This is a genomic window from Pseudomonas sp. H1_D05, from assembly GCF_054682705.1.
The window spans coordinates 6,177,721-6,203,518 of record NZ_CP162825.1; the positions used below are offsets into that span (position 1 = coordinate 6,177,721).

At 54.5% G+C, this 25,798-nt stretch carries 29 protein-coding genes and 1 pseudogene; 9 read left to right on the top strand and 21 right to left on the bottom strand.

Going from position 1 to position 25,798, the window contains the following annotated elements:
• Position 1: 1 nt before the first annotated feature.
• The 16 genes and pseudogenes from AB4O11_RS27720 to AB4O11_RS27795 form a co-directional block, all read right to left on the bottom strand.
• Positions 2-658 carry a hypothetical protein gene (locus AB4O11_RS27720; protein ID WP_460129526.1) on the bottom strand — a complete coding sequence of 219 codons (657 nt, stop codon included), beginning with the start codon at positions 656-658 and terminating at the stop codon, positions 2-4.
• Positions 655-975 carry a head-tail joining protein gene (locus tag AB4O11_RS27725; protein WP_460131166.1) on the bottom strand — a complete coding sequence of 107 codons (321 nt, stop codon included), beginning with the start codon at positions 973-975 and terminating at the stop codon, positions 655-657. Before AB4O11_RS27725 ends, AB4O11_RS27720 begins: the two co-directional genes overlap by 4 nt.
• 2 nt (positions 976-977) lie before the next feature.
• Positions 978-1,973 carry a major capsid protein gene (locus AB4O11_RS27730; RefSeq protein ID WP_460129528.1) on the bottom strand — a complete coding sequence of 332 codons (996 nt, stop codon included), beginning with the start codon at positions 1,971-1,973 and terminating at the stop codon, positions 978-980.
• A 60-nt stretch (positions 1,974-2,033) separates the two neighbouring features.
• Entirely contained in the window at positions 2,034-2,378 is a 345-nt protein-coding gene (locus AB4O11_RS27735; RefSeq protein ID WP_460129530.1) for a head decoration protein, read from the bottom strand.
• Positions 2,375-3,517: a head maturation protease, ClpP-related gene (locus tag AB4O11_RS27740; RefSeq protein ID WP_460129532.1), complete on the bottom strand. Its 1,143-nt coding sequence runs from the start codon at positions 3,515-3,517 to the stop codon at positions 2,375-2,377. Before AB4O11_RS27740 ends, AB4O11_RS27735 begins: the two co-directional genes overlap by 4 nt.
• Positions 3,514-4,998 (bottom strand): phage portal protein, encoded by a 1,485-nt coding sequence (locus tag AB4O11_RS27745; protein WP_460129534.1) that lies wholly within the window; start codon positions 4,996-4,998, stop codon positions 3,514-3,516. The genes AB4O11_RS27740 and AB4O11_RS27745 overlap by 4 nt, the downstream gene beginning before the upstream one ends.
• Positions 4,998-5,204: a phage head-tail joining protein gene (locus tag AB4O11_RS27750; RefSeq protein WP_460129536.1), complete on the bottom strand. Its 207-nt coding sequence runs from the start codon at positions 5,202-5,204 to the stop codon at positions 4,998-5,000. The genes AB4O11_RS27745 and AB4O11_RS27750 overlap by 1 nt, the downstream gene beginning before the upstream one ends.
• Position 5,205: 1 nt before the next feature.
• Positions 5,206-7,230: a phage terminase large subunit family protein gene (locus AB4O11_RS27755; RefSeq protein ID WP_460129538.1), complete on the bottom strand. Its 2,025-nt coding sequence runs from the start codon at positions 7,228-7,230 to the stop codon at positions 5,206-5,208.
• Between the two features lie 4 nt (positions 7,231-7,234).
• The gene (locus AB4O11_RS27760; protein WP_460129540.1) at positions 7,235-7,837 is read right to left on the bottom strand and encodes a terminase small subunit; all 603 of its coding nucleotides are present in this window, start codon (positions 7,835-7,837) and stop codon (positions 7,235-7,237) included.
• A gap of 168 nt (positions 7,838-8,005) precedes the next feature.
• Positions 8,006-8,347: a phage holin family protein gene (locus tag AB4O11_RS27765; protein ID WP_460129542.1), complete on the bottom strand. Its 342-nt coding sequence runs from the start codon at positions 8,345-8,347 to the stop codon at positions 8,006-8,008.
• 182 nt (positions 8,348-8,529) lie between these two features.
• Positions 8,530-9,021, bottom strand: a complete 492-nt coding sequence (locus tag AB4O11_RS27770) for a hypothetical protein (RefSeq protein WP_460129544.1) — start codon at positions 9,019-9,021, stop codon at positions 8,530-8,532.
• Positions 9,018-9,359: a hypothetical protein gene (locus AB4O11_RS27775; protein WP_460129545.1), complete on the bottom strand. Its 342-nt coding sequence runs from the start codon at positions 9,357-9,359 to the stop codon at positions 9,018-9,020. Before AB4O11_RS27775 ends, AB4O11_RS27770 begins: the two co-directional genes overlap by 4 nt.
• Positions 9,356-12,054, bottom strand: a pseudogene (locus tag AB4O11_RS27780) (DUF5906 domain-containing protein). The gene AB4O11_RS27775 and the pseudogene AB4O11_RS27780 overlap by 4 nt, the downstream one beginning before the upstream one ends.
• Positions 12,051-12,329, bottom strand: coding sequence for a TraR/DksA C4-type zinc finger protein (locus AB4O11_RS27785; RefSeq protein ID WP_460129546.1), 279 nt, complete (start codon positions 12,327-12,329; stop codon positions 12,051-12,053). Before AB4O11_RS27785 ends, AB4O11_RS27780 begins: the two are co-directional and overlap by 4 nt.
• Positions 12,250-12,738, bottom strand: coding sequence for a phage regulatory CII family protein (locus AB4O11_RS27790; protein ID WP_460129548.1), 489 nt, complete (start codon positions 12,736-12,738; stop codon positions 12,250-12,252). The genes AB4O11_RS27785 and AB4O11_RS27790 overlap by 80 nt, the downstream gene beginning before the upstream one ends.
• A 143-nt stretch (positions 12,739-12,881) precedes the next feature.
• Positions 12,882-13,070 (bottom strand): helix-turn-helix domain-containing protein, encoded by a 189-nt coding sequence (locus AB4O11_RS27795; RefSeq protein ID WP_460129550.1) that lies wholly within the window; start codon positions 13,068-13,070, stop codon positions 12,882-12,884.
• A gap of 126 nt (positions 13,071-13,196) precedes the next feature.
• On the opposite strand from AB4O11_RS27795, the gene AB4O11_RS27800 reads away from it, so the two are divergent.
• From AB4O11_RS27800 to AB4O11_RS27820, 5 genes are all read left to right on the top strand, one after another.
• Entirely contained in the window at positions 13,197-13,832 is a 636-nt protein-coding gene (locus AB4O11_RS27800) for a LexA family protein (protein ID WP_460129552.1), read from the top strand.
• A gap of 527 nt (positions 13,833-14,359) precedes the next feature.
• The gene (locus tag AB4O11_RS27805; RefSeq protein ID WP_460129554.1) at positions 14,360-14,632 is read left to right on the top strand and encodes a hypothetical protein; all 273 of its coding nucleotides are present in this window, start codon (positions 14,360-14,362) and stop codon (positions 14,630-14,632) included.
• Positions 14,629-14,994, top strand: a complete 366-nt coding sequence (locus tag AB4O11_RS27810; protein ID WP_460129556.1) for a hypothetical protein — start codon at positions 14,629-14,631, stop codon at positions 14,992-14,994. Before AB4O11_RS27805 ends, AB4O11_RS27810 begins: the two co-directional genes overlap by 4 nt.
• Before the next feature lie 12 nt (positions 14,995-15,006).
• Positions 15,007-15,249, top strand: coding sequence for a pyocin activator PrtN family protein (locus AB4O11_RS27815; protein ID WP_460129558.1), 243 nt, complete (start codon positions 15,007-15,009; stop codon positions 15,247-15,249).
• The gene (locus AB4O11_RS27820; RefSeq protein ID WP_460129560.1) at positions 15,246-15,509 is read left to right on the top strand and encodes a pyocin activator PrtN family protein; all 264 of its coding nucleotides are present in this window, start codon (positions 15,246-15,248) and stop codon (positions 15,507-15,509) included. Before AB4O11_RS27815 ends, AB4O11_RS27820 begins: the two co-directional genes overlap by 4 nt.
• A gap of 585 nt (positions 15,510-16,094) precedes the next feature.
• Here AB4O11_RS27820 and AB4O11_RS27825 read toward each other — a convergent pair.
• The 4 genes from AB4O11_RS27825 to AB4O11_RS27840 all read right to left on the bottom strand — a co-directional run bounded on the left by AB4O11_RS27825 (position 16,095) and on the right by AB4O11_RS27840 (position 21,183).
• Positions 16,095-16,991 carry a hypothetical protein gene (locus tag AB4O11_RS27825; RefSeq protein ID WP_460129562.1) on the bottom strand — a complete coding sequence of 299 codons (897 nt, stop codon included), beginning with the start codon at positions 16,989-16,991 and terminating at the stop codon, positions 16,095-16,097.
• Positions 16,988-19,279 (bottom strand): KGGVGR-motif variant AAA ATPase, encoded by a 2,292-nt coding sequence (locus AB4O11_RS27830; protein WP_460129564.1) that lies wholly within the window; start codon positions 19,277-19,279, stop codon positions 16,988-16,990. The genes AB4O11_RS27825 and AB4O11_RS27830 overlap by 4 nt, the downstream gene beginning before the upstream one ends.
• A complete protein-coding gene (locus AB4O11_RS27835; RefSeq protein WP_460129565.1) occupies positions 19,279-19,971 on the bottom strand; it encodes a helix-turn-helix domain-containing protein in 693 nt (230 codons plus the stop codon). The genes AB4O11_RS27830 and AB4O11_RS27835 overlap by 1 nt, the downstream gene beginning before the upstream one ends.
• Positions 19,972-20,082: 111 nt before the next feature.
• Complete coding sequence (locus tag AB4O11_RS27840; protein WP_460129568.1) at positions 20,083-21,183, bottom strand: site-specific integrase; 1,101 nt, start codon at positions 21,181-21,183, stop codon at positions 20,083-20,085.
• Between the two features lie 102 nt (positions 21,184-21,285).
• Between AB4O11_RS27840 and dusA the strand changes: the two genes are divergently transcribed.
• Both dusA and AB4O11_RS27850 read left to right on the top strand, forming a co-directional pair.
• A complete protein-coding gene (gene dusA, locus AB4O11_RS27845; RefSeq protein ID WP_460129570.1) occupies positions 21,286-22,305 on the top strand; it encodes a tRNA dihydrouridine(20/20a) synthase DusA in 1,020 nt (339 codons plus the stop codon).
• Between the two features lie 27 nt (positions 22,306-22,332).
• Positions 22,333-22,752, top strand: a complete 420-nt coding sequence (locus AB4O11_RS27850; protein WP_460129571.1) for a DUF2388 domain-containing protein — start codon at positions 22,333-22,335, stop codon at positions 22,750-22,752.
• On the opposite strand, the gene AB4O11_RS27855 is transcribed toward AB4O11_RS27850, so the two are convergent.
• Positions 22,753-23,586, bottom strand: coding sequence for an undecaprenyl-diphosphate phosphatase (locus AB4O11_RS27855; RefSeq protein ID WP_099756770.1), 834 nt, complete (start codon positions 23,584-23,586; stop codon positions 22,753-22,755).
• A gap of 505 nt (positions 23,587-24,091) precedes the next feature.
• Here AB4O11_RS27855 and AB4O11_RS27860 point away from each other — a divergent pair.
• Both AB4O11_RS27860 and AB4O11_RS27865 read left to right on the top strand, forming a co-directional pair.
• Positions 24,092-24,832: a winged helix-turn-helix domain-containing protein gene (locus tag AB4O11_RS27860; protein WP_460129574.1), complete on the top strand. Its 741-nt coding sequence runs from the start codon at positions 24,092-24,094 to the stop codon at positions 24,830-24,832.
• A gap of 279 nt (positions 24,833-25,111) precedes the next feature.
• Positions 25,112-25,744, top strand: coding sequence for a winged helix-turn-helix domain-containing protein (locus AB4O11_RS27865; protein ID WP_093433774.1), 633 nt, complete (start codon positions 25,112-25,114; stop codon positions 25,742-25,744).
• Positions 25,745-25,798 lie beyond the last annotated feature (54 nt).

Here is a 25,798-nt window from a genome sequence, read left to right on the forward strand (position 1 = left end):
GTCATTTCCCCTTCAAGTGCTTCTGCACTTCGAAATTGAGTTCCTGCTGCAGGACATGCACCAGGTGTTCGTCGGCTTTGCGTACCCAGCTTTCGAAGTGCGGCCGAGCCTGTTCCAGAGACACCTTGGCTTTGGCCAGCGGGAAGCGGTTGTCGTGTTCAGCGATCCAGCCCGAACTCGCGCCGACCGCACCGCTGATATCGCTGTCGGGATAATCGTCCGCCCTGAAGTGCTTGCTGCCGGTACGAATCCAGACGTCTGCGCTGTTGCCGTAGACCTTCTTAAAGAACGCGCCCTGAAATCGCCTACTGGCTACCGAAACACCGGAGCGACTCTGCCGAGGCCGGCCGATGCGGCTGGCTTCGATGGCATTGAGGCCGAACCACAATTTGCCGCTGTTGGCACCGCCACTGACCGGATAGGCCCGCAGCCGCTGCCGCACCGCAGCAACCGCAATGCGTTCCTGACGGCCGACGGCGCGGGCAATTTGAGTAGCGAGCCAGCGCAGGGTCTTGTTGATCGCCCGACGTTGGGCTTTGGCCGCTGCTTTTGGCACGACGGCGGCAAAATCCTGAAAGGCTTTCAGGTCTGCCGCCGAGGTCTGCAACGAGATCATTCCGCCGCCGGCCGAGGGCTTGAAGTGGCTGCCGACACTCATGGACGTTTCCTCAGTATCAGTGCAACCAAACCATCACCGCCCGGCTCCAGCTGCAGCAGGTCGTAGTCGCCGCCACCGTCCAGCTCCGGCAGATCCACACTAACGAGCAGCCCTTTTCTCAGGCCATGCGAATCGCGGACGCGAATCTCAAACTTCGGTTCACGCAACGCCGTTCTGATATTGCCCATCTTGGGTTGCAACCAAGGCGCGGCGAACATGCCCAGCACCGGTTCTTCGTAGCCCTCGATCCGGGCCGTGTCGCCCAGCGTTTCGAACACCGTGCCGTCGATGTCCTCCAGCAACTCCCGGAACGCCACGGTCAAAGCTCCAGAAGAACCTGCGCACGTGGTCGCGTGCACAGGTGCAGCGGGTTGGACTGCGCTTCACCCGCCATGCCTTTTTTGAACGGCAGCGGCTCGATCATGCTGTAGTACGGAATGCCTTGGGTGTTGACCGTCTCCATGTAGTCAGCCGGCGCAAACACCGAGATGTACAGATCCGGCACGCCTTCAGGAATCAACAGCGCCTTGTCGTCGTGTACGAACGACACGCCCGCCACCTTGCCACGGTAGCGCTCCCAGATGATGCCACCGAATTCAAAGCTTTCACGAGCATCACCGCGCAGGGCTGCTGCCTGCTGGCTGTTGAGGTAGGTTTCTTTGACCGACTTGTGAACGATCAACTTGTTCCAGAAGTTCTTGCCGCAGAAGGCGCGAGAACCGGTGCTGGTCACGCTGCCGAGTGCGTCCTCTTGCATATCCAAGGCTTCACCGCACTTAACCCGCAACTCCGTGCCCGCATCCGTCAGTCCCATCGACATTTTTTGGCGCCCCACACCGAAGCGGTCGTAGAGATCCAGCAGTACGGTCTTGCCGTCAGCGTCGAGGATCTGGCCATTCAGTGCGCCCATGCGCTGAAATTCGTGCGTGGCGTCCAACTGGCGCCGCGCCTTGGCCAAGCGCGCGTTGACCACGTCCTGTACCGCTTGCAACTCTGTGCGAGTGCCAAAGGCGCGGATGCCTTGGATCTCATCGGCCTTGATGGTGAAGCGCTCCGGCAGGTGCACGGTGTTGAACGGGATCAGGTTGCGCTTGCTGGCAGCAACCACCAGACCAGAGGTGCCACGCTCACCCGCCGGTACCAGGGCTAAGGTGTCACCGTCCTTTTCGATTTGTACAGTCAGGGTGGTGATGCCCTCCTCGCGAAACAGGCCCAGTGCGCTGATGCGTCCTGGCAAGTAAGGCTGGTCGTTCAACGCAGCCGTCAGCGAATCGACGCTAAAAGCTTCGTCATCAAAAATGGCGATATCGGCCATGGGTACTCTCCAGAAACGAAAAATCCCGCACGCGGCGGGATGCATTTAATAAGGATCGACTCAGCGGACGATCAGATGGTGTGCGGCGAGCGCTTTCTCGGCGGCTGGATCCAGGCCTGTCAGGTGGACTTCGCTGACCTCGGCAAGCCGGACAACAGCGCGACCGCGACGAACCACATCGGACTCGCCGAGCGGGCCGTAAAGAATGGCGATGGCGTTTTCGGTGCCATCTTCGGCGGTCGGGTTGTACGGGGCGAACTCGCCGGTTGCAGTCTCCAGGCCGAGGATCTGTCCGGGTTCCAGAGCGGGGCCGGCGGCGACGTTGATCGCCTCGCGAGAAATGGTTCCGGCGCCTTCAGACAGCAGGAACTCGCCTGCATGCATCGGTTCGCGTTTGATGGTCATGGTCTTGCTCCTTTAGAGGCTTGAGATTGTGCGGCCTGACGCGCTGCCCAAATCGAGGGCGGATCGGGTTGCTTGGCTTGAATCTTGGGTGCCGGGTCTTCGTTCTGTGGCAGGCTGTTGTCGATCTCAAAGCCCCCACCTTTCCCTACAACTTTGTCGAACAGCCGGGCACGCACGGCGCTGGTATCCAGTCCGGCCTGCACGAACTCCACCGCAAACTCTGGTAGCCGAGCGGCCACGCACAGATCGCGGATCGACTTGGCCTGAGTGATCGCGGCTTTCACGGTCGCTTCATCTACCAGCTTGGTAGTGGCAAGCAGTGGCTCGATCAGGTTGCTCATTCCGCCTTGGTTGCAGGACTTGGTGATCAGCAGAGCCAGCGCCGCCGCATCCGCACCGGACGCCGATGGCTCAGGCTTGTCGACCACCGGTTCGGTCGGTTTCGTGGGTTCGTTGAGCAGATCCAGCAGCGCCTGGGGCGTGCGCTGGTATTTCTGCATGACCGTGCCCTGCCCCAGACACGCCTTGATTTGCACACCGTCGCCGACCTCATCGGCCAATCCGAGGGCCACCGCTTCGCGAGCCGTCAGCCAGGTTTCTGCATTGACCAGGCGCCGCAACTCTACCTCGTCGATATCTGGCGCCTTGGCCTTGTAGGCCGTGATGATGAGTTCCAGCGCTTGATCCAACGCGGTCGCTACCTTGCGCATGTCCTCGGCGTCACCCGAGGCATAGGTCCACGGGTTGTGGATCATTAGTGCGGCATTTTCCGCAACTACCACCCGATGAGCGCCGCAGACTGCAACGCTCGCGGCACTGGCAGCCAAGGCATCGACGCGGCCGGTGCAGCGCTCACCCAGACGCGACAGGGCGTTATGAATGGCCAGACCGTCGAACAGGTCTCCGCCGATGCTGTTGAACGCCACTAGAATCGGTGAGGTACCGTCATCCAGTGCGGCTAGGTCACGCACGAACTGATTGGCCGTAATGCCCCAGGTGCCGATCTCGCCGTAGACGTACACTTCGATAGTGCGCTGTTCGGCTTCACCGCTGGCCCGGAGGCTGTACCAGTGTTTGTCTTTCACGGGCAGTTGCCCGTCCAGTTTGTTGAAGATTCGTAGAGGGAGCGGCGGTTTCATGGTTTCTCCTGATCGTCAGGGTGGGTATCGACCTCGACGAGCGTTCGGTAATTGAGGCCCAAATCGCGGGCACGTTGAGCGTCGGCGGCGTTCTCCGCGTCGACCGTTTCGGCGTCGTAGCCGGTACGCAAGCACATCTCACTGCGCGAACCGAATCCCGCATTGACCTCAAGCATTCGCGCCTGCACGTCCTGCACCGGCTGGATGTAGGCCCAGCCTTGCGGCACCCAACGTGTACGCAAAAATTCGCGACGACGCTTGGCGTAGTCCGGCAGTTCGATCACACCGCTCAATACCGCCATGTCCAGCCAAGCAGCGCGGACCGGCCGGCAAAGCTGGTGGATGTAGACGTTGAATTGCAGTTGTTCGAGGCGGCGCCGGAACTCGTTGAGCACGACGCGCAGCGCACGGTCGTTGATGCCTTTCATGTCACCCGTGAGGATCTCGTAGGGCGTGTCGGTCCCCGCTGCCGCTGCCATCAGTTGCTGACGCATGAAGTCCGGGTAGTTGTTGCCGGCATCCGGCGGCTTGGAGAATTCCACCTCCTCACCCGCGCCCAGCTCCTGCATGGTGCCGGGTTCCAGCGCGACCATTGGCGTGAAGCCGTCGCGGTCGGCGGTGATCAACTGGCCGGTGACCGGGTCGCGCGGTACCTGACCCATGTCCGGCGACGGACGTTTGATGAAGCCGGCGAACAGATTGGAGACTTCCTGCCGGAACAGCACCGCGTCGTCGTAGTTGTCGAGACTGCGCAGACGTTTGAGAACCGGCGACATACGCGGCACGCCGCGCAACTGCCCCGGCTCCAGCGGTTCGAAGATGTGCAGCACCTGGCTGGCCGGCACGCGCACCAGTTGGTTGTAGCCGCTGTTGAGCGACGACGCATCACGCGGGTGCGAGCGGTACATCCAGTAGGCCACGCGCTTGCCGGCCGGGCTGAACTCGATCCCGGCACGGATGATGTTGCCGGCCTTGGTCATCTCGAACTTGTCGTGCGGCACGAACTCCGGTGCCGGGGTCTGCAGCTGTAGCGGCACCACCAAGCCTTCGTCCAGACTGCGCGGACGCAATCGCACAAAGCACTCGCCTGCCGTTTCGACGGTGCGAGCCACCAGCGCCTGCTGGCCGTAGAAGTCGCAGAGACCGTCGGCATCCGACTCGTCGGCCCAGTCGTCCCACAACTCTTGCAGTAGGTTGCGCAGCTCTTCGTCTTTAACCTTTGGGCGTGGGGTGATGCCGGTGCCGATCAGGTTGCTGACGCGTTTGTTGATGGCGTTGGCCGCATACGGGTCATTGCGCACCGCCGCCCGTGACCGGGCGCGCAAATTGCGCAGCGCCGGGGTGTTGATGCTATTGATGCCATTATCGGAAGCATCCCAGCTCGCAGATCGGCGACCCTCCCCGGCGCCTTCGTAGCTGGCCTTGATGTTCGATGGCAGCAAGAATCCGCTACGGGAAAGTGCCGGGAATTGTCGAGCCATCAGATTCCCTTGCCTCCATGACTGAGCCGCACAACCCGCGAGCGCGGGCCGGCAGCGCTGGTGAGCGAACTGCGGATTTCTTCACGGGCGCGGAGCAGCTCATCGACGTCGCGGTATTCCAACGTTCGGTCGCTGTAGCGCACGGTCTTTTCGCCACGCGCAATGGCGCGCTCGATGGCGTCGAGGTGTTTTTGCGTAAAGGACATATCAGCGTCTCTTCAGGTAACCGCTGGTGGAGCTACGGCGTTGAGGGGGAGCTGCCGGTCGCGATTGAGCAGCCGGTGCGGTGGGTGGTGGTGCGGACTGAGCTTGGCGCACTGCCGCAGGCGTAGGCGTTTGCTCGTCACCAAGTTGCTCACCTTGAACAGGTTTGATACCCAAGGTGTCGTCAAACAGGCCCGACTGGGCCAGAGCCTGACGCACCCGATCCCAGTCGTGTTCCTGGTAGCGGTTGATGCCGAGGTAATGCGCCATCGCGAGGCAATACACCATCAGGTCGAGCGCTTCGTTGCGCTCGGCCTTGCCCTTCACCCATTCGATGCGCTTGTGCCCGCGCACGTAACGCACGACTTTGCGCTCGGCGACACACTGGGCGAAGAACTCGTCCGGCAGGTCGTTGGCAAAGTGCAGCGAACCGGGGCCGTCCGGGAATGGGTAGCGGTTGTAGATCCAGTCTTTGGCGGTGTCGGTACCGACGAACCACAGCTCGGCGCCATTGCGTTCGGTCTGGCCCCTCCACGTCACGTCGACCATGGATGGGCGCTGTGCAATTACCGGTCGGCCTGGCTTGCTCGCCCCCTTGATGGCGAAGATGTTGCGCCAGCGGCGCACGCGGCAGAACTGGTAAACCTCATCGGTGTGGTGACCGCCGGAGTCGACGCCGACGGCGAGAATCGCCAGGCCGACACCACAAGGATGCCGGTAACGGGCCTTGAGTTTCTCGTCCAGTACAGCCCGGGTGCGCTCGTCTGCCGGATCGCCCCAGATGATCTGGTGATCGACCACCCAGCGCTCCATGCCCACGCCGAAGCCCATCACCATCAGCTCCAGACGATTGGCCTGAACGTCGACGGCGCCGGTCAGCATCAGCACACCGGCCGGCATCGCGCCGAGGGTGTAGGTCTCCAGCCGCGCCCGAGCGATCAGCACTTCAGCCTTGGTCTGTTCGAGTGCGCTGTCCCAGACCTTGGCCAGACGGGTGTTGTAAAACACCTGCATCAGGCTCGTGTCACCTTGAGCCTGCGCTTTTTTGGCGTCTTCAAACTCCTCAGCAAGGCCGGCCCAATCCATCCAGCCAGTCGGCGAATACAGGGCGTTCAGATGAAAGCCAACGGTTTTGCCGTCGCCGCTGCCATGTGCGCGCCACTCGCCTCGGGCGAGCATGTCGCTCTTGTGGTGTTCCTCGATCAGCACGTCGCATTCAGGTGCTGCGCACTCGTAATGCACAGTGCTGAGATCCTTGCTGTAATGCAGCCGCTCCCATTCCAGCACCTGCATATGCCCGCAGGTGGGACACGGCACGTAGTAATGCCGCTGGTCGCTCGACTCGAACAGATCCGCGATTCGCGAGGCGCCTTTGATCGTTGGCGAACTGGAAAAGTAAATCTTGGCGTTGCGGCCGAAGTTGGTCGCCCGCGTCTCTGCCAGCCGGATGGGATCACCCTCCTGGCCGACGTCGTTCTCCCAGCGGTCAACCTCATCGCCGTAGATATAGCGGGCTGACAGCTCCGACAGGTTGGCCGCAGAACCCGCGGTGGTGACGTACAGCGAGCCACCCTCGAATTCCTTGGTGTCCATCGTGTTGCGTGCGTCCCGCGAGCGGGTGGCCGCGACCCGCTCGCGCAGAACGGGGGTAGCTTTGATGGTCTTGCTGATCCGTCCCGACACCCGCTTGGACAGGCCAAGGCTGGGGAGCAGCGCCAGTATGTTCGACGGTGCCATGTGGATCAGGCCGCCCATCCAGTTCAGGGCGATCTGCGTTTTCATCAGCTGCGAGGCCACCATGGTGACCACGCGTCTGCAGGGGTGAGCCGGCGACAGACAACGCATCGGCTCGCGGGCATAAGGTGTTCGAGAGGTGCGGTACTGGCCAGGTTCAGGGGCGCCGGTGTCACGCGGGATCCGCATGTACTCGTCGGCCCATTCGTCGATCCAGAGATCTGGGTCGGGGCGCAGTCCACGGAAATAAGCCTCACGGTACACCTCTGCACCGTCAGGAAATTCCGTGTGCATGGGTTCAGTCCGTTGTCATGGCGTGTTCAAGGTCTGCTGAAGAGAGGCGCTCGGCTTCCTCCAGCGTTCGACGGAAGGTGGCGGTCAGGTGCTTTTCGATCAGCCAGGGATCGGTCATGGCGGCGAGATCGTGGGACAACTGTGGAAGCGGCCCGAACAGCTGATCGCGCAGCAATCGGCCGGCGTTGTAGGCGCCGGTTTCCACCGCTTCCTTGGATACCAGCGAGCCTTGAGCTTTGCCCAGTTCGATCTCCGCCAGCTTGGCCATGTTGTGCTCGCGCAGTGCGCGTGCCTTCTGGAAGTCGGGCTGCTTGCCATCGCTGGTGAGCACCTGCGGCGGCGCAGCCGTGGAAGTCGGCTCGACCGAGGTGGACAGTTGACTGTAAACGTCACGCTGAATCCGGTCTTGTTGGTGCCGATCAGCGACGGCGGTTTTGCTTGGGTCAGCGGTGTCGCGAATCAACGCTTCGCTGGCCTGAACGTCCACCAGTTTTCCGTCCGGCGTCAGCACCAGGCGGTTGTTGTTTTTCAACCAGGTGATGTAACTCGGCGCCCTGCCAATCCGCGCCGCGAAGGCGCTTTTTGACAGGTAAGTTGGTTCTGTCATAAGCCCTCCTTTCAACGGCTTTTCAATGCAGACCTTTCAATTTCAATGGGTTGAATTTCAGTAAGCTGGGGGCGCTCCCGCTAACAGTTTCCCGCGGGTTTCCGACCCCGTACCCTACGAATAACCCCAGGGTCCCAGCCGGTTTCAGCGCCCTAGATCGGGTCATCATCACTGCTCGCCGCCAGCCGGCGGAATCTGGCTGACGCCCAGACGTTTGGCAGCCCAGCGTTCATACAATCCGATGGCCACATCGGCACCGGCCATCGCTGTCAGGCAACCTAAAGCGCCCGCCGTCCAGAGCGTCATGCCGGCGGCGATCATCAGCATCATTGCCGACACCCCGCAGACAATGCAGGCTCCGGATCGAAGCGCGAGTCGGCGCAGCAATGCCCAGCCTCGCGCACCATCCTTGTCAGCCCGCCACATTTCTCCCGAAACGCCACCGACCAAAGCCAGGACGATCACTAACCAGATCGGCATCTCTGCCAGTGCTTGTTGCTCATTAGTCATGTTGTGCCTCAAGAAGAAACAATGGCGCGCCGGAAAAAGAAAACCCCGCCGGGGATGGCAGGGTTTTCAATTTCTCGGTCGTTAACGGGACGGAATGCACCGCTGTTGCTCTGTGAGTGTCTTAGGCGCAGATCGCATATCGTGGGGACTTTTTACCCCCTGAGTACGGAACCGAAAAGTGGCTATTTTCGGTTGTTAAGTTCGATGCTACTTTGACGCACTTTGAGCAGACTTTGAGGCAAATCACCCCGACCAACGGTCAACCACTTCCTTGCCTTGGAACGCTCATTGAGCACTTCATACAGTCGGACATGAAGTCTATGCACCAAGTCGTAGTAGGTTTGCTTCGCCTTCGACACGTATCCCAACTCATGCATCTGGGCCGCCCAAGTTTGGGTCGGATCCTCGCAATAACGAAGCACTGCCAGCCGTTGCATACGTTCACCGCGACCATCTTCCCGTTCGATCTCGGATAACGCAGCACCTACTTCTTGCGCGACAGCATCAGGACCAGCTCCAGCACCGAGGATAATTCGAGACCCGGGAGTGCCGCGGGGAGCACAGCCGCCCCACTCCATGATCGCTGCCATCGGGCTGCCCATGCTGCTGGCGTCGCCGTTCTGACGGTACTGCTCGCCCCAGTGGATCAACAATACATCCATGTCTTTGATCATTCTTTCTGCCCCGAAACCGAACCCAACACAAAAAAGCCGATACCCAACACAAACCCAACACACCTCAAACCCTTTAAATTCAATGCTCTTACCCAAGCCGTGTTGAGTGTGTTGGGTTTGTTAGGTTTTTCAGCCTTCGCATAGAGTTTTTTGTGATGCCACCTAGAAGAAAGAATTTGGAGAAACAAGCGCGCGCGCGCGCGTGCGCGCATGCAAACCCAACACACCCGACACAGTGCTACGCCGTCGTTGATTTTGCTGGCTGGTAGCTGTGTTGGGTCGCCGAAAATAGCCCCACACATACCCAACACACCCGACACACTGGGAACGGTTTTCATGCTGCTAACCCCTTTACGTGTTCCCATCCCGCAACGTTCCACCCAGCGAGTTTCGCATTGGCCCGCCAAGAAGAAACCGTACGCCCAAGCTCTGCCGCCTGCAGTGAGAGGAGCGGAGAGGCTGAAGGATCATCTGGAACAAAGAACGCACCGAATCGTCGATTGTTTCCATCAGTCCATGGCGTAGAGCGAGACTTCTCAACTGATGAAGCAATGAACAAGGAGAACTTGGTTTGACTCATCGAGTGCTCCTTATTTCGATGGCACCACTCGAGAAACAACGCGTAGAGATCGGACGACAGGCACGCGCCCCAAAGGCCGGCACCCAAATCGCCAATCTTCCAAAGGTGCAGGAAGGTTTGCCAGCCGGCGCGACTCAGGGCCACCAAACGTTCACGTGCCTCTGTGGATGGCGGGCGTGTTCTTTGATTGAAATCACCCAGTTCAACCGACAATAACCAGCCATATAACGCTGCGACTCCGCCTTGCTCAAGCTCCCGGCCGATGGCTTTCTGGCGATCCACGGGCAATGTTTCCTGAGGCCAGATAACGAGCATTCGCCGGTCGGTATCGCTAATAGGCCACGGTAGAATCTCGTTACTCAAGAACACAGCATTCATGTGGTTGGCCTCTTCCCAACCGTTGATGAATTTGGATTCCATCCGTACCGTTTTGCCCGTAACCAAATGTTTGATCTTGCCCACCTGGTTATATCGCTGATCGCGGCTAACAACCTCTTCGAAGACAGCCCATAGCTTTCGGCTTTGCCATGCGTTGAAATTGCTTTCGAGTTGGGTCTGCCCAACAGTGGCAGCGTACTGCCCATAGAGTCTGCCTAGGGTGTCGGCAAAAAATAGACTTTTACCGGAGCCTTCCATGCTTGAGTGCATCAGCACTGCAGTGTCCATCTTCGCGCCCAAGTGCTGCAGCGGATAGGCCAGCCAGCGGGCGAGCCAACTGGTTGCGGCTTCATCGTGATTGCACAGAAATGAAATCAGCCAACGCAGATTGGCGCATGCCGCATCATCTCGAACAGGCTCCAGTGGCAAACCATCAAATGTATTGATGTAGACGGTCGGATCCTTGGTCATAGTAGGATCGAACACGATGTGTTCGACGTCCACGGTGCGCCGCTCGCTGCTGTTGAGCCACAGCGGATAGGTGTCGCCCAGAGCCATCTTGACCGCACCCTCGGCAATGCGACGTTTCTTCTCTCGATCCCAAACGTCTTTGGTGCCGTCAATGTACACATAACGATCCGTTGGCGACATGCCCAAAGCGCCGCCCTTTTTGCCGGCCATTCGCCGCGTCTGTTCGATGTCGCGAACATGCTCATCGGAGATCAAGCGCTTGCCAGTGTCGTCCAGCCAAGACTTGGCCAGCGCTTTGCCAACACGGGCTTCAAATGCCGACTTCTTCATCACCTTCGAATGATCGCAGTCCCATACATGTGTTGTGCCCTCAACCAATGCAAATCGACGCAGTACATGCTCGAGTGTCAACGCCTCCCCCGCCCCCCGGAAGCTGGAGGAGCCGCCGCGCTCAGAGCGGTGGCATTGTTGGATGTGGCGTTACCCGCTTCATCCGATGGGGGCGTGGGAAGATCGTGCGCATCCGGACGCGAGGAATGCTGCATACCCAACAACCGGGCGGCAGCTTTGACTGCGCGCGACTGATCACCGCTATGCTCGAGCAAGCAATAAACTTCAAACGCATCGTTTTGGTGACCATTCGCCAGTGGGTCGGCACCGTGGTGCGAATAAACCTTGCCCTCAGCAACACTGATACCCGGCAACCCTGTGCTGCTCTGCGGATACAGCCACTTACTACCGCGCTTAATGTAGCCATGAGCGCGCAACAGTTCCTCAACGTCGTGACAGCGGTTGAATTCATTGATGACTGAAGGCTGCTTGCCACCTGCAGGGGCCGAACGCCTGATCACCTTACCCGGCGCTTTTTTTGGTTTAACCGCCCACGGGCAGGCCTGCTCAGCATCACGCTTGAAAATGTCCCAGTTGATCCAGATCGCAAGCAATTCAGGCGTTAGATCTGGCAAGCCTCCATCCGCGCGAGGCGGTGTCCGCCAGACGTATGGTTTACCAGTACCTGGGTGAATCGAAGGCGGCAAAACGTCTTGCACAAGACCCGCACGTAACTCGAAAACGGTGAAGCGTTTGTATTCTTCAGCTTCGGCCCGTGCTGCGACCTCCCCCGCTATGTCACCCTCCGCTTTCGCCGCTTTGGCTTTCACGATCAACGCTTTGTAAATCGAGCCGTCGGGGTCTTTCTCATTCGGCCAAGCCAGCGAGTGGCGAGATAGATCGAGTCCGTCCGGAACACGGAACATGATGCGAAAGCGCGCAGGGTTACCGACCACCGTCGGAAATACCAATGCCATTGCATCTAGATCAATCTCGAGCAACTCATAGAGAATGTGACGGGTCCATTGCACATCATCAACATCCAGCGAACAGATGCGACTCGGCTCAAGGACCACGCCGAGATTATGGGAAGGATTGTTCTGCCAAAAAAGAGCGGCTTGCGCCGCCTCGATGATGTAACCGCCGGGCTTGTTCCAGCCCATGCCCTTTGGGCCTTTTTCGCCCGGTTCGATAGGGACCAGTGCAAGGTTGAACGCATCAACGTAACGCTGCGCCCACTCTGCTGTTGGCACGCCTTTGACCAACTCGCTCATCGGCCTCGCTCCCGCAGCTCTTGGCAGTCAAGACAAGTCTGGCAACCATCTACAGACTTCTGGCGTAGTACCGGAATGGCCTCATCGCAATCTGCACAGAACTCTGCGCTGACCATTCCAGTTATCGGACGCGGATGCCTGCTGAGCGCGATCTGTAAAAAGTAATCGGCTTGGTCATTGGCTGTATCGATCACATCAGCCATGATCGTGCCCCTCCATCGCCTGACGTGCGCCGGCCATGATGCCAAGCACGGCACGGATGACATCTGCGCCATGCTTCTCCAGTTCGGCGACCTCGTGCGGTTCCCATACGTTGTCTGCTGCACCTTCGTGCATGCTGGAAACAAACAAACCGGTCTCGTGTAGCAATTTACTGACCGCGAGAAGCGCTTGTTTCGTCGGTGCCGCAGCTTCGGGCTTGTACCAAACCATGCCTGCAGGACGCATCAGGGCATCTAGCAAAACCGGACTAGCCGTCAGTCGAATGACCTCCTCGAGCTCATCCGGATCAAGCCAACGCTGGTCGAAATCGTGCTTCAATTTTTTTTGGAGGGTGTCGTAATCGATGACCATGTCCAACGCCAAAGCGGTTACCCCGCCCCTGTAGGAATGGCCGGCCCGGTAAAGCGCCTTACGTAAAGAAAGAACCGGCTCAGCGGCCGGAAGTTTTGCGTTGCGACTCATAACCGTAAAAACTCCTTTTACGGTCTAGCCTTAGGAACAGGCACAACCTATCCTACGACCGCGACCGATATGCATTGCTGTGTGTCATCGCCGCCAAGCCGGGGGATCTTTGGTGAGAGGCCCCGGCTCGGCACCTTTTCTTGCTACTGCTGTACCTCTGAGCTTTTCTCTTGCTCAAAAAGCCGTTCAATCGCTTTACCAGTTTCGTACCGAATATCCGCGCCTTTAGCAGCTCGAAATATTGTTGGTTGCGTCGTTCCGACGCGCTCGGCAATCGCACGCTGCGAATAGCCAAGCCCCAGAAGTACGCTGAGCATCTTTTGAATAGTCATGTGATTTACCAATGCGCTTTCGCATTGACCGGATAATACGCATTCGTATCGATTGGCGCAATACACTCCCAATACGTTTACGAATCAGAGGGCCAGCAAGTGATAGGCACGCGTATAGCTCAGCGCATGACAGAGCTTCAGCTATCTGAGGGTGAATTGGGGCGAAGATCCGGCGTACCCCAACCTACGATCCACAGAATAATCACCGGTGAATCGCTGAGCCCGAGACAGTCGAACGTTGAAAAAATCGCGAAAGCTCTCGCTGTTACTTCCAACTGGTTGTGGACAGGCAAGAACATAGGGACCGATGCAAATGCGTTTGCACACTCCAACGTTGAGCCTGGCCCCGCTATCAAAGGTTCGGTTCCATTGATTTCATGGGTGCAAGCAGGAGCATGGTGCGAAGCACTAGACATCATGAACGTAAGCGACGCGGAGATATGGCTTCCGTGCGCGGTTTCTCACAGCAAAAGAACCTATGCACTGCGCGTGCGTGGACTGTCAATGTTCAATCCCCATGAGCGGCGTTCTTTCCGAGATGGCGATATCATCTACGTCGATCCAGCGAAAGATCCAGAAAATGGATCCCTAGTAATCGCCAAGTTAACGGACAGCGATGAGGCAACCTTCAAACAACTTGTCTTGGAGGGTCACCGTCAATTTTTGAAGCCCCTCAATCCATCATGGCCGGAACCTATAATTGAACTGCCCCCAGACGCCGCGATTTGTGGGGTTGTGATTTCAAAACTAGAAATTTTCTAGCTCCACAATTTCAACAAACAAAACCGCCTCTCCTAGGCGGTTTTTTTACGCCCGCGTCAAAATCAATACATAAACGTATTGACCTATCTCATACGCATTTGTATTGTTCGTGTCGTAAACCTCTCACCAGAGTACTTGCGATGTCCTTTCCAACACCCAAAGCGCCTGCTTTTAAGACTCCATTTTCGAACGTTGACGCACCAATGATGGTCCGCCAAACCTCGCGTGGTGACACAAAGTGAACCACTTCCAGCTACCTCTCATACAACAAGAACTACTACATCAAATGCTGCAAACAGGCGGGCAAGCGAGCTGTTCAATGCAGCGCCCCGCACTGACCATTCAAGCCCGTTTTGACGTTGAGTTGACTGACGATCACGCAATAGTACGAGTCGATGTCTCAGGGCACACAGATCACGTGAGACTGCGTCGCGGAGATCGAGCCAATCACCTGCACTTACGTGACTTCATGCATGAATTGGCCAATCGCCAGATCGTGGAAAACTTCAAGTTAGAGGGAGCTCAGCATGAATCGCACCCTTGATCAGACAGCAGCGTTGTTTGGCATCAAGTCGCGTGCCTTTCGCAAGGCACTTCGAGAACTTCGCATTCTCACGTCGACGGGTGATCTAGCAAGCCACCACCGCTCTAGCGGCCACCTGTTCTCAGATCCGCGAAGTGTTCAATTGGGTCCAAATCGTCTCAAACATTACGCAGTCGTGATGGTTACCGAGAACGGTGTGCAATGGCTTGCAAAAAAACTTGGCATCGCAATTACGGACAAGGAGGTCGCGGCATGAAAACCAATTACTACAACGCATATACCCAGTCTGTGGGTGCACTGAAGCTGATCCCGATTTATCTAAATTGTCCTGGCGTTATTAGCAGGGCAACGCTCGTTGGCGCAGCCACAGAAGCCATTGAACTGCTCGAGAGCATTCCAGCGATGAGCGTGGAGCTCGCCGAGGTCTTTCGATGTGTGAATGCAGTTGTCTCAGAGGATCACACAGCTTATGTCACACCTACTAACTCTCCCGAATACCCGTTTGGCGCGGTTGTGGCGGATAGAAAAGGACAAATCTGTGCTGCAGCTATAGGGCGTAGCAAGGAGGGATTGGCCGAAATGATTCGTTTAAAGCTTCAATCCCGAGCCGATGAATAGGATAAACAAGCCATGACTACAACTCTTAACTTACTCAGAAAACAGTTCGACACTCCGTGCCCACCGCTTTCAATGGTCCGCGAGCAGTATTTTTCTCATATCAGAACAGATCGTCACCTTCTTAAGGAAATCAATGCAGGTCGTGTCTCATTGAAACTCACACGCCTACATAATTCAGTACGAGCCAAGCCTGTCATATATCTACATGACCTAGCTGACTATCTGGATTCTCATAAGGACAGGGGGCTATCTTGAATACTCTTTTTTTACTAATGGCTCAGTACAACGGAAAAGCAGTGATCCCTCTTAGTACCATATGTCAAGATTACATGGGCCTAACTGTAGAGAAATTTAAGGCCAAACAACTAAGTGGCGAAATCAGAATTCCAATTGTACGATTAGGGGCTAATACGCAAAAAGCGGCACTTGGCATCCATATTTCGGACCTAGCAGATTACATCGATAATCAACGTTCAAAAGCGCTACAAGATCAAAAAAAACTGAACGATACTTAAGCTAGATAATAAGGGGGATGAATACCCCCTTTGTACAAGCGATAAACTACTCACCAGTCAAAATGGTAAATTTCCAGCGTTCACGCCACTTCAATGTAGTGAACTCTGCATCAGATGATAGGTATGCCAAAGCGTGGGCTCGCCCTTTGTCTTCACCAAATGAATCTCTGGGACCGACTGCCATCCCGCAGGCTATCTCGCCTTCTAAACAGGCGCGGTCTGCAAGGGCAACGCTTGAGGATACGACGAACCTAGCGGGGGAAATTGAACTCAAAGTAAATGCTCGCTGATGAACCCAACGTCCCGTTTCAATACCTCGATCAAGGATAGGAACAAAAACCCAGTCTGGCTGAAAATTACGAATTAAATCGCCCGCGAATGGGTCTCCCTCTAAATCTTGACATATTAAAATGACACAACGCCCCATGCCTTCTATATCAACAACGCATATTTCGTCACCTGAACAATTATCTTCCAAAGATAGACCTGTGCCAGGATCGCTGAGTTTGTACTCCAACGCACGTCGACGACTTAATCCAGCCGGCCAAATCTTTCTTTGCCGCCAAACGACTGTACCAATACCGTTTACGACTTGGGCTTCGTTCCAGTGCTGCCCCCCTGGCTATCGATTGTAGACCCCGACCCTGACACCAGAAGCCTATGCGATCCGGAATCTTCTTTTAATAATTCACTGATTCGATCGGCATCATGCTCTGAGCAAATTAGTTCAGGAGCAATTGCTATATCTGAAAAACCAGCGCCTTTTAACGCTTTCATAACTTTATCAGGAACGTCGATTGTGGGTGACGCCTCATATTTGACAAATATATTACCTGATAAATTTCTCTCGGTTATTTTTAGATCTTGATTTTTTATAGCTATCGGAATAAAAGTTATTTGTTCAGAACCTAGCTTTCCACCGGGCGAAGCCCCATCTGCTGCACCAGCTTTTACTTCGTATTTAACATTTATCGGGACCGTATTTAACTTTAGCTTCAACGGGACGACAGTTAAAGCCGAGAAACGATCAGCGAAGCAGATCGCGCTGCTTGCAGTTTCACCTCGAGGAATTCTTGACAATGGTCCTCGAGCTATAAGGTTATGATCCTCGAGAAAGGCATATGCAGAGCCACCTAATCTCGTTATCTTCAGCGCCTTTAACCAACGAGGAATTTTAGAGGTCAATACATGACCACCTGCCGCATTCAAGTTCCTAGGATGGATGAGCGAGAAAACTCTATCAATTTCATCCATTACAATCAGCTGAGCACCCAAGGACAGGCCGGAAGGAATGTTTGACAATAATCTATGAATCGCATCATACGACTTCTGACCATCGTCATAGCCCAGTGCAGATCGAATACTTTTTGCAAACGCAGGGTTAGGTTTCGCAGCAGTGGCAATCTTACTTGGCAACTGACAAGCGCAATTTATCCATAACTCGACAAAAATGTCAGCTGGATTGTAAACGCGAACAATCATAGATCATCCCCGTCCTTCAATCTGTAATGACTACGGGTCATTCCCTTGTAGCCAGCCCCACCATCGAGAAGCCCAACATCAATCTCTATTGCTAGTGGAGAAAAAATACTTTTAGCTTCCTGTGCTAGCAAAGCGATCAATTCTCGATTTCTCCCCCCAACTGTTTTACTTCTTCTCACCATGTTACGTAAGACCTGATTAATCAGATCAGCCAAGGACTCGAATACCGCATATGTTTCTTCATCATAATCTCGAGTGAGCAATACCGCCGCAAGGCCGTTAACATTCTTCAGGAAATCGAGAGCAAACGTCGGCTGACGCCCATGAAAGCTTGCCAAGTTACTACGATTGCGCAGTTCGTTCGGACCAAGTAATCCGCGACAAAAATGAAATGCTATATCGGGGCGTTCAGGGAGCTTCAGTATAGCCGAAGAAAGTTGGTTAAACTTTCTGACAACGGAAAATAGATTTTTCCCCCACGTCACGGCATTGATCGCATGAACAGCCGCATCATATGCATTTACATACTCGGACGGCATCTCAACCATTCGTAGATGCAGTTCAACCTTAATCCGAATTCTATCAGAGCTAAAACCGTTAACCTCGAATACTCCAATACGCGCTAAACCAGAAGTGTATTTTTGCGCCGCATCGCCTAATCTATCATTCAGCACATCAATATCCCCCCCCAACAATGCTAAATCCACATCAGCATCGTTCAGTTCGGAAACTTGATCAGGGGCTAAGTTATTCGTATTTTTTGCAAATCCATTAACCAGAGAAAAGATCTCGCCGAGAGTTTGACTTGCGGCAGCGACATCTCTGGAATCTACAAAAACTCTAGCCGCAGCGCGCCTAAACTTTATCCTTTTAAGTTTATCGCCTATTGTTGTCGATTCAGCCAATAAAACGTCAAGCTCCTCTAGAATTGCAACCTCCTCTTCCGTATCCATGAGAAAAGAATAGGCTTCGACATAGACCTCCAGCTCTTCAGTAAGCTTAGCTTTCCATTTAGAGCTATTAGACTCATAAAGAGTGCGGAGTAAATCCATACCTTTTAAACGCATTTCTGACGCATTGAATGAGTTTTCGGGAACACTTGCGACTGCATCAATAGCGCCTAGTAACGCGTTTACATATTCTACCTCTAATTCTTCCCCCTCTAAATCGGCTTCAAACGCACTTTCAAGTAGGTGCAACACCTCCGAGACTGCTCTCGCCGGTTCCACCATGTTGAGTTTTGACAAATATTCAACTGTGGCATGCCGGGGAACTAGACGTCGGCGAACGATTTCGACAACTTCAGTGTCGAACTCAGGGATCGATATATCCTTTCCAATCAGTTCTTTTGCAAGCCTGACGTAATTTAAAGTAAGTAAATCCAAGCTTGGATCGGGCGCGGTAAAGGGTGCTAGAGTTTCATAAAATGGAACATTTTCATCCGCAATAACAGAGAGGGCTTTAATATCTTCTTGCGAGGAGAAAGGAGAGAATCCGCCAACCCGCGTTAACTCTGCGATAGCTCGAGCCCTAGCGTCACTTTCTTCGGACGTATCTCGACGTGCGACCCTCATGGGTACTGCTCGTATTGTTACTTCATCTTTTCTTTTGCTTCGTATAGCGGCCGATACTTTAGCCACACCATCAATATTTTGCCTATTGAGGATGAAGCAAAGCGCAACTGTATCCGGGATCTGCATCGTACAAATTCCAGCTACATCTGCAAGGCCAGTTCTGCTATCTATCAAAATCAGATCGTAATTTTGCTTCGCCCAACTCCTTAACGAATCCAAGACAAGTCCACCTGCCTCTTTTTCAAAGAAAGTTGACCATGAAAAACTAGCTAACGCTTCTTCGTAAGGAACCATTTGGGGAGTTGATATCATTCGGCCGCCAGCCCCAATGAGATCTAATTTTGGATCACCGGCAAAAAAACCAGGCGTTATTAGTGACTTTACACAATCACGAAAAATATCCCCATTTTTAAGCGAGCGCAACTCTATCTCAAAGTCCTTCTCACTTTTCACCGACTTAACAATATCACTCCACTTCCATAGGATATCTAACAATCCAGCAGAGTCTTTTAGTGATTTAGCCTCCGCGGCCTCGAGGAGCCCACGAAAATAGTAATTTACGCCTGGGGCTTCTAGATCCCAATCCATGACCAAAACTCGCTGGCCATTTAACGCCGCCAAGAACGCAACGTTTGCCAATGACATAGTTCGACCTACGCCACCTTTATAGGAGTAAAAAGTAATGATCTTTCCCAAGCCATCTGTACTTTTCATCACAAGGCACACTCTTTGCGACTGAGGCTATCTGGGGCAAAAGTCAGGGGTGACTTCATATGTTCCGCCAACTCTTCCGTAAAACGATTCAACATACTCTCTTTACTTTCTTTATTTCGATATCTAGGAGCAGTCACTTTTGACTCATCAAATGCATGGCGAGCTAACGGAGTCAGAAAATTAACTATGTTATTTCCATCTCTTCGAAAATCAGCTATCCCTAGTTGACGAAGCGTCTTAAATTTTCTACTTACAGTTTCTGCTCTCTCACCAACAATCGATTGGAGTTCCGTATTTGTTAAGTCATTCCTAAACAACGCAGATACATATCGAGAATACGCCTTGTGATACATGGACCTAACAAAAACGTCGCTCGCCCTGTTATTCTCCAACTGCGCGGCAATTAACTGCGCAAAACTTATTTGTCCGAGCAGATATGACGCTCTATCTCCATCGTTAACTAATTTTGAATTTCTTACTGCCGCAACTGACGAATCTGGCGCGCGACGAATAGACTCATTTAAAAGATTTACAAGGCTTTCTGACACATGAGAAATCTCCTTTCTAGAAGAAGAAGTTATGGCATCCTCTAGATATGACGCAATAACGAGCATGATCTCGGATCTCAGCCTGAGGGGGTTCTCGCCACCCTCCATATAGCTTTCGAACAGATTTTCACCGCGACTGGCCATAAACACTCCTTTTTGAAGATGTCAACTATAGGCACTTGTGCCGAAACGATCAATCAGATCTCATTGAGGGGTATTTGATTTTCGGATGACAGCGAGCCTAGAAACGCAGCCTCAACCCCGCCTTTTCGAAAATTCTCTGAACCAGTTGGACATGAGGTGCATGTCTCCTCTTCCCCTCAAATGGGTATATCGTCTTAAAGAGTTCCAATCTCGATGTCCTGAGACACTTGAAACCCTTGGAATGTCCCAGTCCATCTCGAACAGACGGCTTACACCTTCATGCCGCAGGTCATGAAAATGCAGGTCCTCGATGCCGAGTATTGGGCAAGCCCGCGTGAATGAAGCCGACACCGACTTCGAATTGTAGGGAAAGATCTCCCGCTCAGTCCTGGGCATGCTCTGCAGGATCGCCCAGGCCTCATCGGGCAGATGGCACCACACGTCGTTGCCGATCTTCTGTCCGGGGTTCTTCATATCACGCACCAGGACGGCCTGCCGAGACTCGTCGAGATCATCCCAGCGAATCCGAGTGATCTCCTCCTGCCGGCGCGTCGAGAAGAGAGCAAACGCAATCATCTTCGGCATGTTGATCGACTCAGGTCGACGAACCTGCATTTCGAAAAAGTGCTTCATCAACCTGTCCAACTCATCGAGCGTCGGCCGACGGTTGCGCTCCTTGCTCTTGCTCACCATACCTAGCTTTCGTAACACCTTGCGCGCGTCGGGCATGGCCAGCGGATCTACCTCGTAGCCCCATGCAGGTCGCGCCACGGACAGAACCGCGCCCAGGTGGGAGAGATCATTACCGACTGTCTGCGCCTGAACACCGCCACCCTCTTTACTCATCCGCCACTGTGCGAATTCCACAAGCTTCTGACTGGTCAGAGCCGAGTCGTCGAGGTCGCCCAACCAGGTATCCTTGATCGCCTTCAACGTCGCATTCTTGGTCTTGCCCAGTGGCCGGATCTTCTCGTACTCGTCTAGGTACTGCTCGATCATCTTCCTGATCGTCACACCCTTACGGTTTGCACGCTCAATCGCACCCGGCTCAGCCAGCTCCGTCTCACGTCGTTTGATCCAAGCCTGCGCGACCTGCTTTCGGTCGAAGGTTTGGCTTTCCTGATAAACTGTGCGCCCGTCCCGATTGATCCGTATCTGCGCCGTGTAGGCCGTCGAGTTGTCCTTGCGCTTGCGTGATGTGATCGTGCCCATTTCCAGTTGCTACATTGCCGAATTCGCTTGCTACATTGTAGCAACCGACTTCAGAAAACAAGGAAAAATGGGTAAAAACCGCTGTATAAAAGATCAGTATCAATGAATTTCGAAAAACCCGAAGCGCCCGTAAACATTAGCCATCCCCGTTCCGAGCCGTCTCGCCGCTTCAGTGTGGCCCCGATGATGGATTGGACTGACCGCCATTGCCGTTTCTTCCTACGCCTCCTGTCGAAGAACGCCCTGCTCTACACCGAAATGGTCACCACCGGCGCGCTGCTCAACGGCGATCACGAGCGCTTCCTCCGTCACAACGAAGCCGAGCACCCTCTCGCGTTGCAATTAGGCGGTAGCGTTCCGTTGGATCTGGCCGCCTGCGCCCGCATGGCCCAAGAGCACGGCTACGACGAGGTAAATCTAAACGTCGGCTGCCCAAGCGATCGTGTGCAGAACAACATGATCGGCGCGTGCCTGATGGGTCACCCGCAACTGGTAGCGGATTGCGTGAAGGCAATGCAAGACGCCGTGTCGATTCCAGTAACGGTGAAGCACCGCATCGGCATCAACGGTCGGGACAGTTACGCGGAGCTGTGCGATTTCGTCGGCACCGTCCGCGATGCCGGGTGCACCAGTTTTACCGTGCATGCGCGTATTGCGATTCTGGAGGGGTTGTCGCCGAAGGAGAATCGTGACATTCCGCCTTTGCGCTATGACGTGGCGGCGCAGTTGAAGGCGGATTTTCCGGCGTTGGAGATTGTGCTGAATGGCGGGATCAAGACGATGGAGGCTTGCCATGAGCATTTGCAGACGTTCGACGGTGTGATGTTGGGGCGTGAGGCTTATCACAATCCGTATTTGCTGGCGGAGGTGGATCAGCAGTTGTTCGGCAGTTCGGCGCCGGTGATCAGTCGGGCTGAGGCGTTGGCGCAGTTGCGTCCTTATATAGCTGAACATTTGCTGGCCGGTGGGGCGATGCATCACATCACGCGGCATGTGCTGGGGTTGGGCACGGGGTTTCCGGGGGCGCGGAAATTCCGTCAGTTGTTGTCGGTGGATATTCACAAGGCCAAGGATCCGCTGGCGTTGCTGGATCAGGCGGCTGAGTTGCTTGAAGGTCGTTGATTGATGGTTTGAGTGTGCGGGCGACGCATGAGCGTTGCCCGCTGTTTTGTTGTACTGACAGGATGTCTTTTGTTTATGCCCGCGTTTACTTTTTCTGCTTTCAAGCGCTTCACCCTCCTCGCCTTGTTCAGCTTCACTTCCGACGTTTATGCACACTGCGATGGCTTTTGCATGGGCCGTACCGATACGCCGTGGGAGGTCACGCAGATTTCCGGGCTCACCTTGGTGTCTTTATTTCTCGCACCTTTTTCGGCTAGCCAGGAAACGACCGACAGTCACAAGCGTGTTTACTCCGCCGAGGAGCAAGAAGACGCGCGACTCTATCTGGCCAGCGACGGCATGCTGCAGGCCGCGTATTTCACCTCGGCCTTGCAGCGCTATCGCCAGGAGTCGTCGGATTCGGCGTTAAACGATCTCGCCGTGGCGGCGTTGATCAGCGCTCAGTGATCAGGCGGCCGCCGCTGCTGTCCAGTTCACCCAACCAAACAGCCACGTTGCCAGAATCAACAAACCAAACGCGATCCGGTACCAGGCGAACGCGGCGTAGCTGTGGTTGGCGATAAACTTGAGCAAGCCGCGCACGGCGATCATCGCGAAGATGAATGCAGTGACGAAGCCGAGGGCGAAGACTGGCAGGTCGTTGGGCTGGAACAGGTCGCGGTATTTGTAGCCGGAGTACACGGCGGCGCCGACCATGGTGGGCATAGCGAGGAAGAACGAGAACTCGGTGGCGGCTTTGCGTGACAGGCCGAAGAGCAGACCGCCGATGATGGTCGAGCCGGAGCGCGAGGTGCCCGGAATCATCGCCAGGCATTGTACGAAACCGACTTTAAGTGCGTGAGACCAGCGCATGTCGTCGACGTGTTCGACGCTGATCACATGGCTGCGCTGTTCGGCCCACAACATGATGATGCCGCCGACGACCAGTGCCACGGCGACGGTGATCGGGTTAAACAGGTATTCGTGGATCGCGTCGGCGAACAACACGCCCAAGACCACGGCGGGCAGAAAGGCGATTAGCAAGTTGAGGGTGAAGCGTTGTGCATTACGTTCGGTGGGCAGGCCTTTGATGATGTCGAAGATCTTCGGTCGAAACTCCCAGACGACGGCAAGAATGGCACCCAGTTGAATAATGATGTTGAAGGCCATGGCGCGTTCGCCGCCGAATTCCAGCAAGTCGGCGACGATGATCTGGTGGCCGGTACTCGAGATCGGCAGGAACTCGGTCAGGCCTTCTACCGCACCTAATATCAACACCTGGAAAAGGGTCCAGAAATCCATTAATCCTCCGTCAGAGCGCTCGTGGCGAGCGACCGGGTAATAACACTCAGGGGTTGAGTATCTGCAGTGAGACCATTGACATACATAAACGCAAAAGTTCATCAGCCACAAAGATTACGTCTTATTAAAAGACACACTCAAGCCATGTTAGTAATCGTCGGCCGACGAACTACGCAGAAAATATTTAGGCCTTTTTGCAGAAAAAAGTTGCTCTGACAACAAAGTGTGATCAATATCACATTATTCAAGGATGGCCAGACAGTGGCAATTGGACACGGATAAGGCTATCGCAATAAGCTCAAAATAGTGGCACCATTGCATATCGCCACCATCTAAGCAGTAGTTCACCCCTCCGAGAAAATCAACTAAAAGCTTGAAAAGCTTAATTATTGTTAGAAAACTCGCGAGCCACGTCTAAAAATCGCGTGAATGTTACCAATTGTCAGTCACAGATGAGAACCGGTGCTTTAACATCCCGATGTCAGCACTTAATTCGAGTCAATGCATGATGCTCTCAGCGAACTTAGCGACTAGAAGCCCGCGCCCGACAAACGACGAACCTGGTGTTCTTACTCTGGGTCGTACCCGTGGCGTGGCTGAACATTTCAAAGCGCTAGTCGCCCAGCATATACGTACCGATATGGCGCTCGACGCCAGCGCGTACACTAGTTCATATCAGTTGAATGAACAGTCTGGTTCGTATCGAGCGATCTTCCTGGTTATCGACAGCCCTCAGGCGCTCGAAGACAATCTTGCCCTGGTCGAGAACCTGCGCAGCGACAACTTGAAACCGATCATTTGCGCGGTCATCACCGGTCGCGGCGCCTTCAACAAGATCAAATATTATCTGGCTGGCGCGGATGTTTGTATCAAGCTCAATACCCTTTCCGACGATGGCGCCGAGTTGCTGGGCGAGTTCTTCAACAGCGAAGAATGGCAACGCGATATCGATCTGACGCTTGATCCGACGCGTATCTGCCTGATGGGCACCAGCAAGAAACTCGATATCTCGTTTGCCGAAATGAAGATCCTCGAAGCCTTCGCGCAAACCAGTAATCACATTCTGAGCCATGATGAAATCGCCAGCATCATGGGCCTCAACACCAATTTCTACGACCCTCGAGCGCTGGAGAAGTCAATCAGTCGCTTGCGTGGAAAAATCAAGGACATGTATGGTACAAACGCGATTCAGAGCATTCGCGGCTATGGCTATCGCCTGCTGCGGGGTCTGATATCGACTGTCTGACTCTCGGGCAGCCATCCCATTTGCATACGTACGAAGGATCGTCTAATGCAACCATATAGCTTCCGTTCTGCTTCACGCCTGTTTGAAATCAAGCAATTGAATGAGCGCGACAACACGCCCCATAACAATAAAACTCCATAACATAGCAGCAGATCGAGTGGAATTTATCGAGGGCCAATCTTGGGCCCAGACCCTGCCTATCGATTACTTCCGAGGAAGTCATTGCTCGCCTGCCGATTTATCTTTTAGCCAATTTTGGTATGTATTCAGGAGAGAGACATGGAAACTAGTACAACCCTCCCAAGGAAATATTTTGTTGTCGTGACTCACAGTACAACGTCGCAACGCGAACTGGAGAGCATGCTGTCCAGTGAACGTTTCAATTCGTTTGAAGGGGTTGATTCGCCCTCTTCCGCTCCAATGGTGATGGAGTTCACATATCCAGGCATCAGTCGAAAAAATATCCCGCGCAGTATCGAACACGATACTCAGCGAATAGTGGCCACGCTCGAGTCCGAATGGCGCGCCGCGCAATCGGCTAATCCTTTCCAGAATGTCCCGGTCATTACCGGGGAATCCCGCAACATGCCACCTGCCGTTGAAGGCGATATGCCCGGCAATGAAACCTGGCATCTCGACCCGGCTCAGGGTGCACTGGTCAAAGAAGATGTCGAAATCAGCCTGACTGGCCTGGAAACAGCACTGGTCAGAAAAATGCTCAGCCATGAAGAGCGTGTTGTCAGTCGTGACGAGCTGATTCTCAGCATCGGTCGAGAACCGGAACAATATCGCGGCCTGGAAATGTGCTTGAGTCGCCTGCAAGACAAATTCAAAAGCGCCAGTAATGGTGAGCGACTGTTTCGTGCTGTCAGAAACCGCGGTTATTGCCTGATTCAGGAAGTCGTCGCGTAACCCGCAAGACCTCCACGAACAGAACAAACAGAAAAAGTGCGATTACAAAAACAA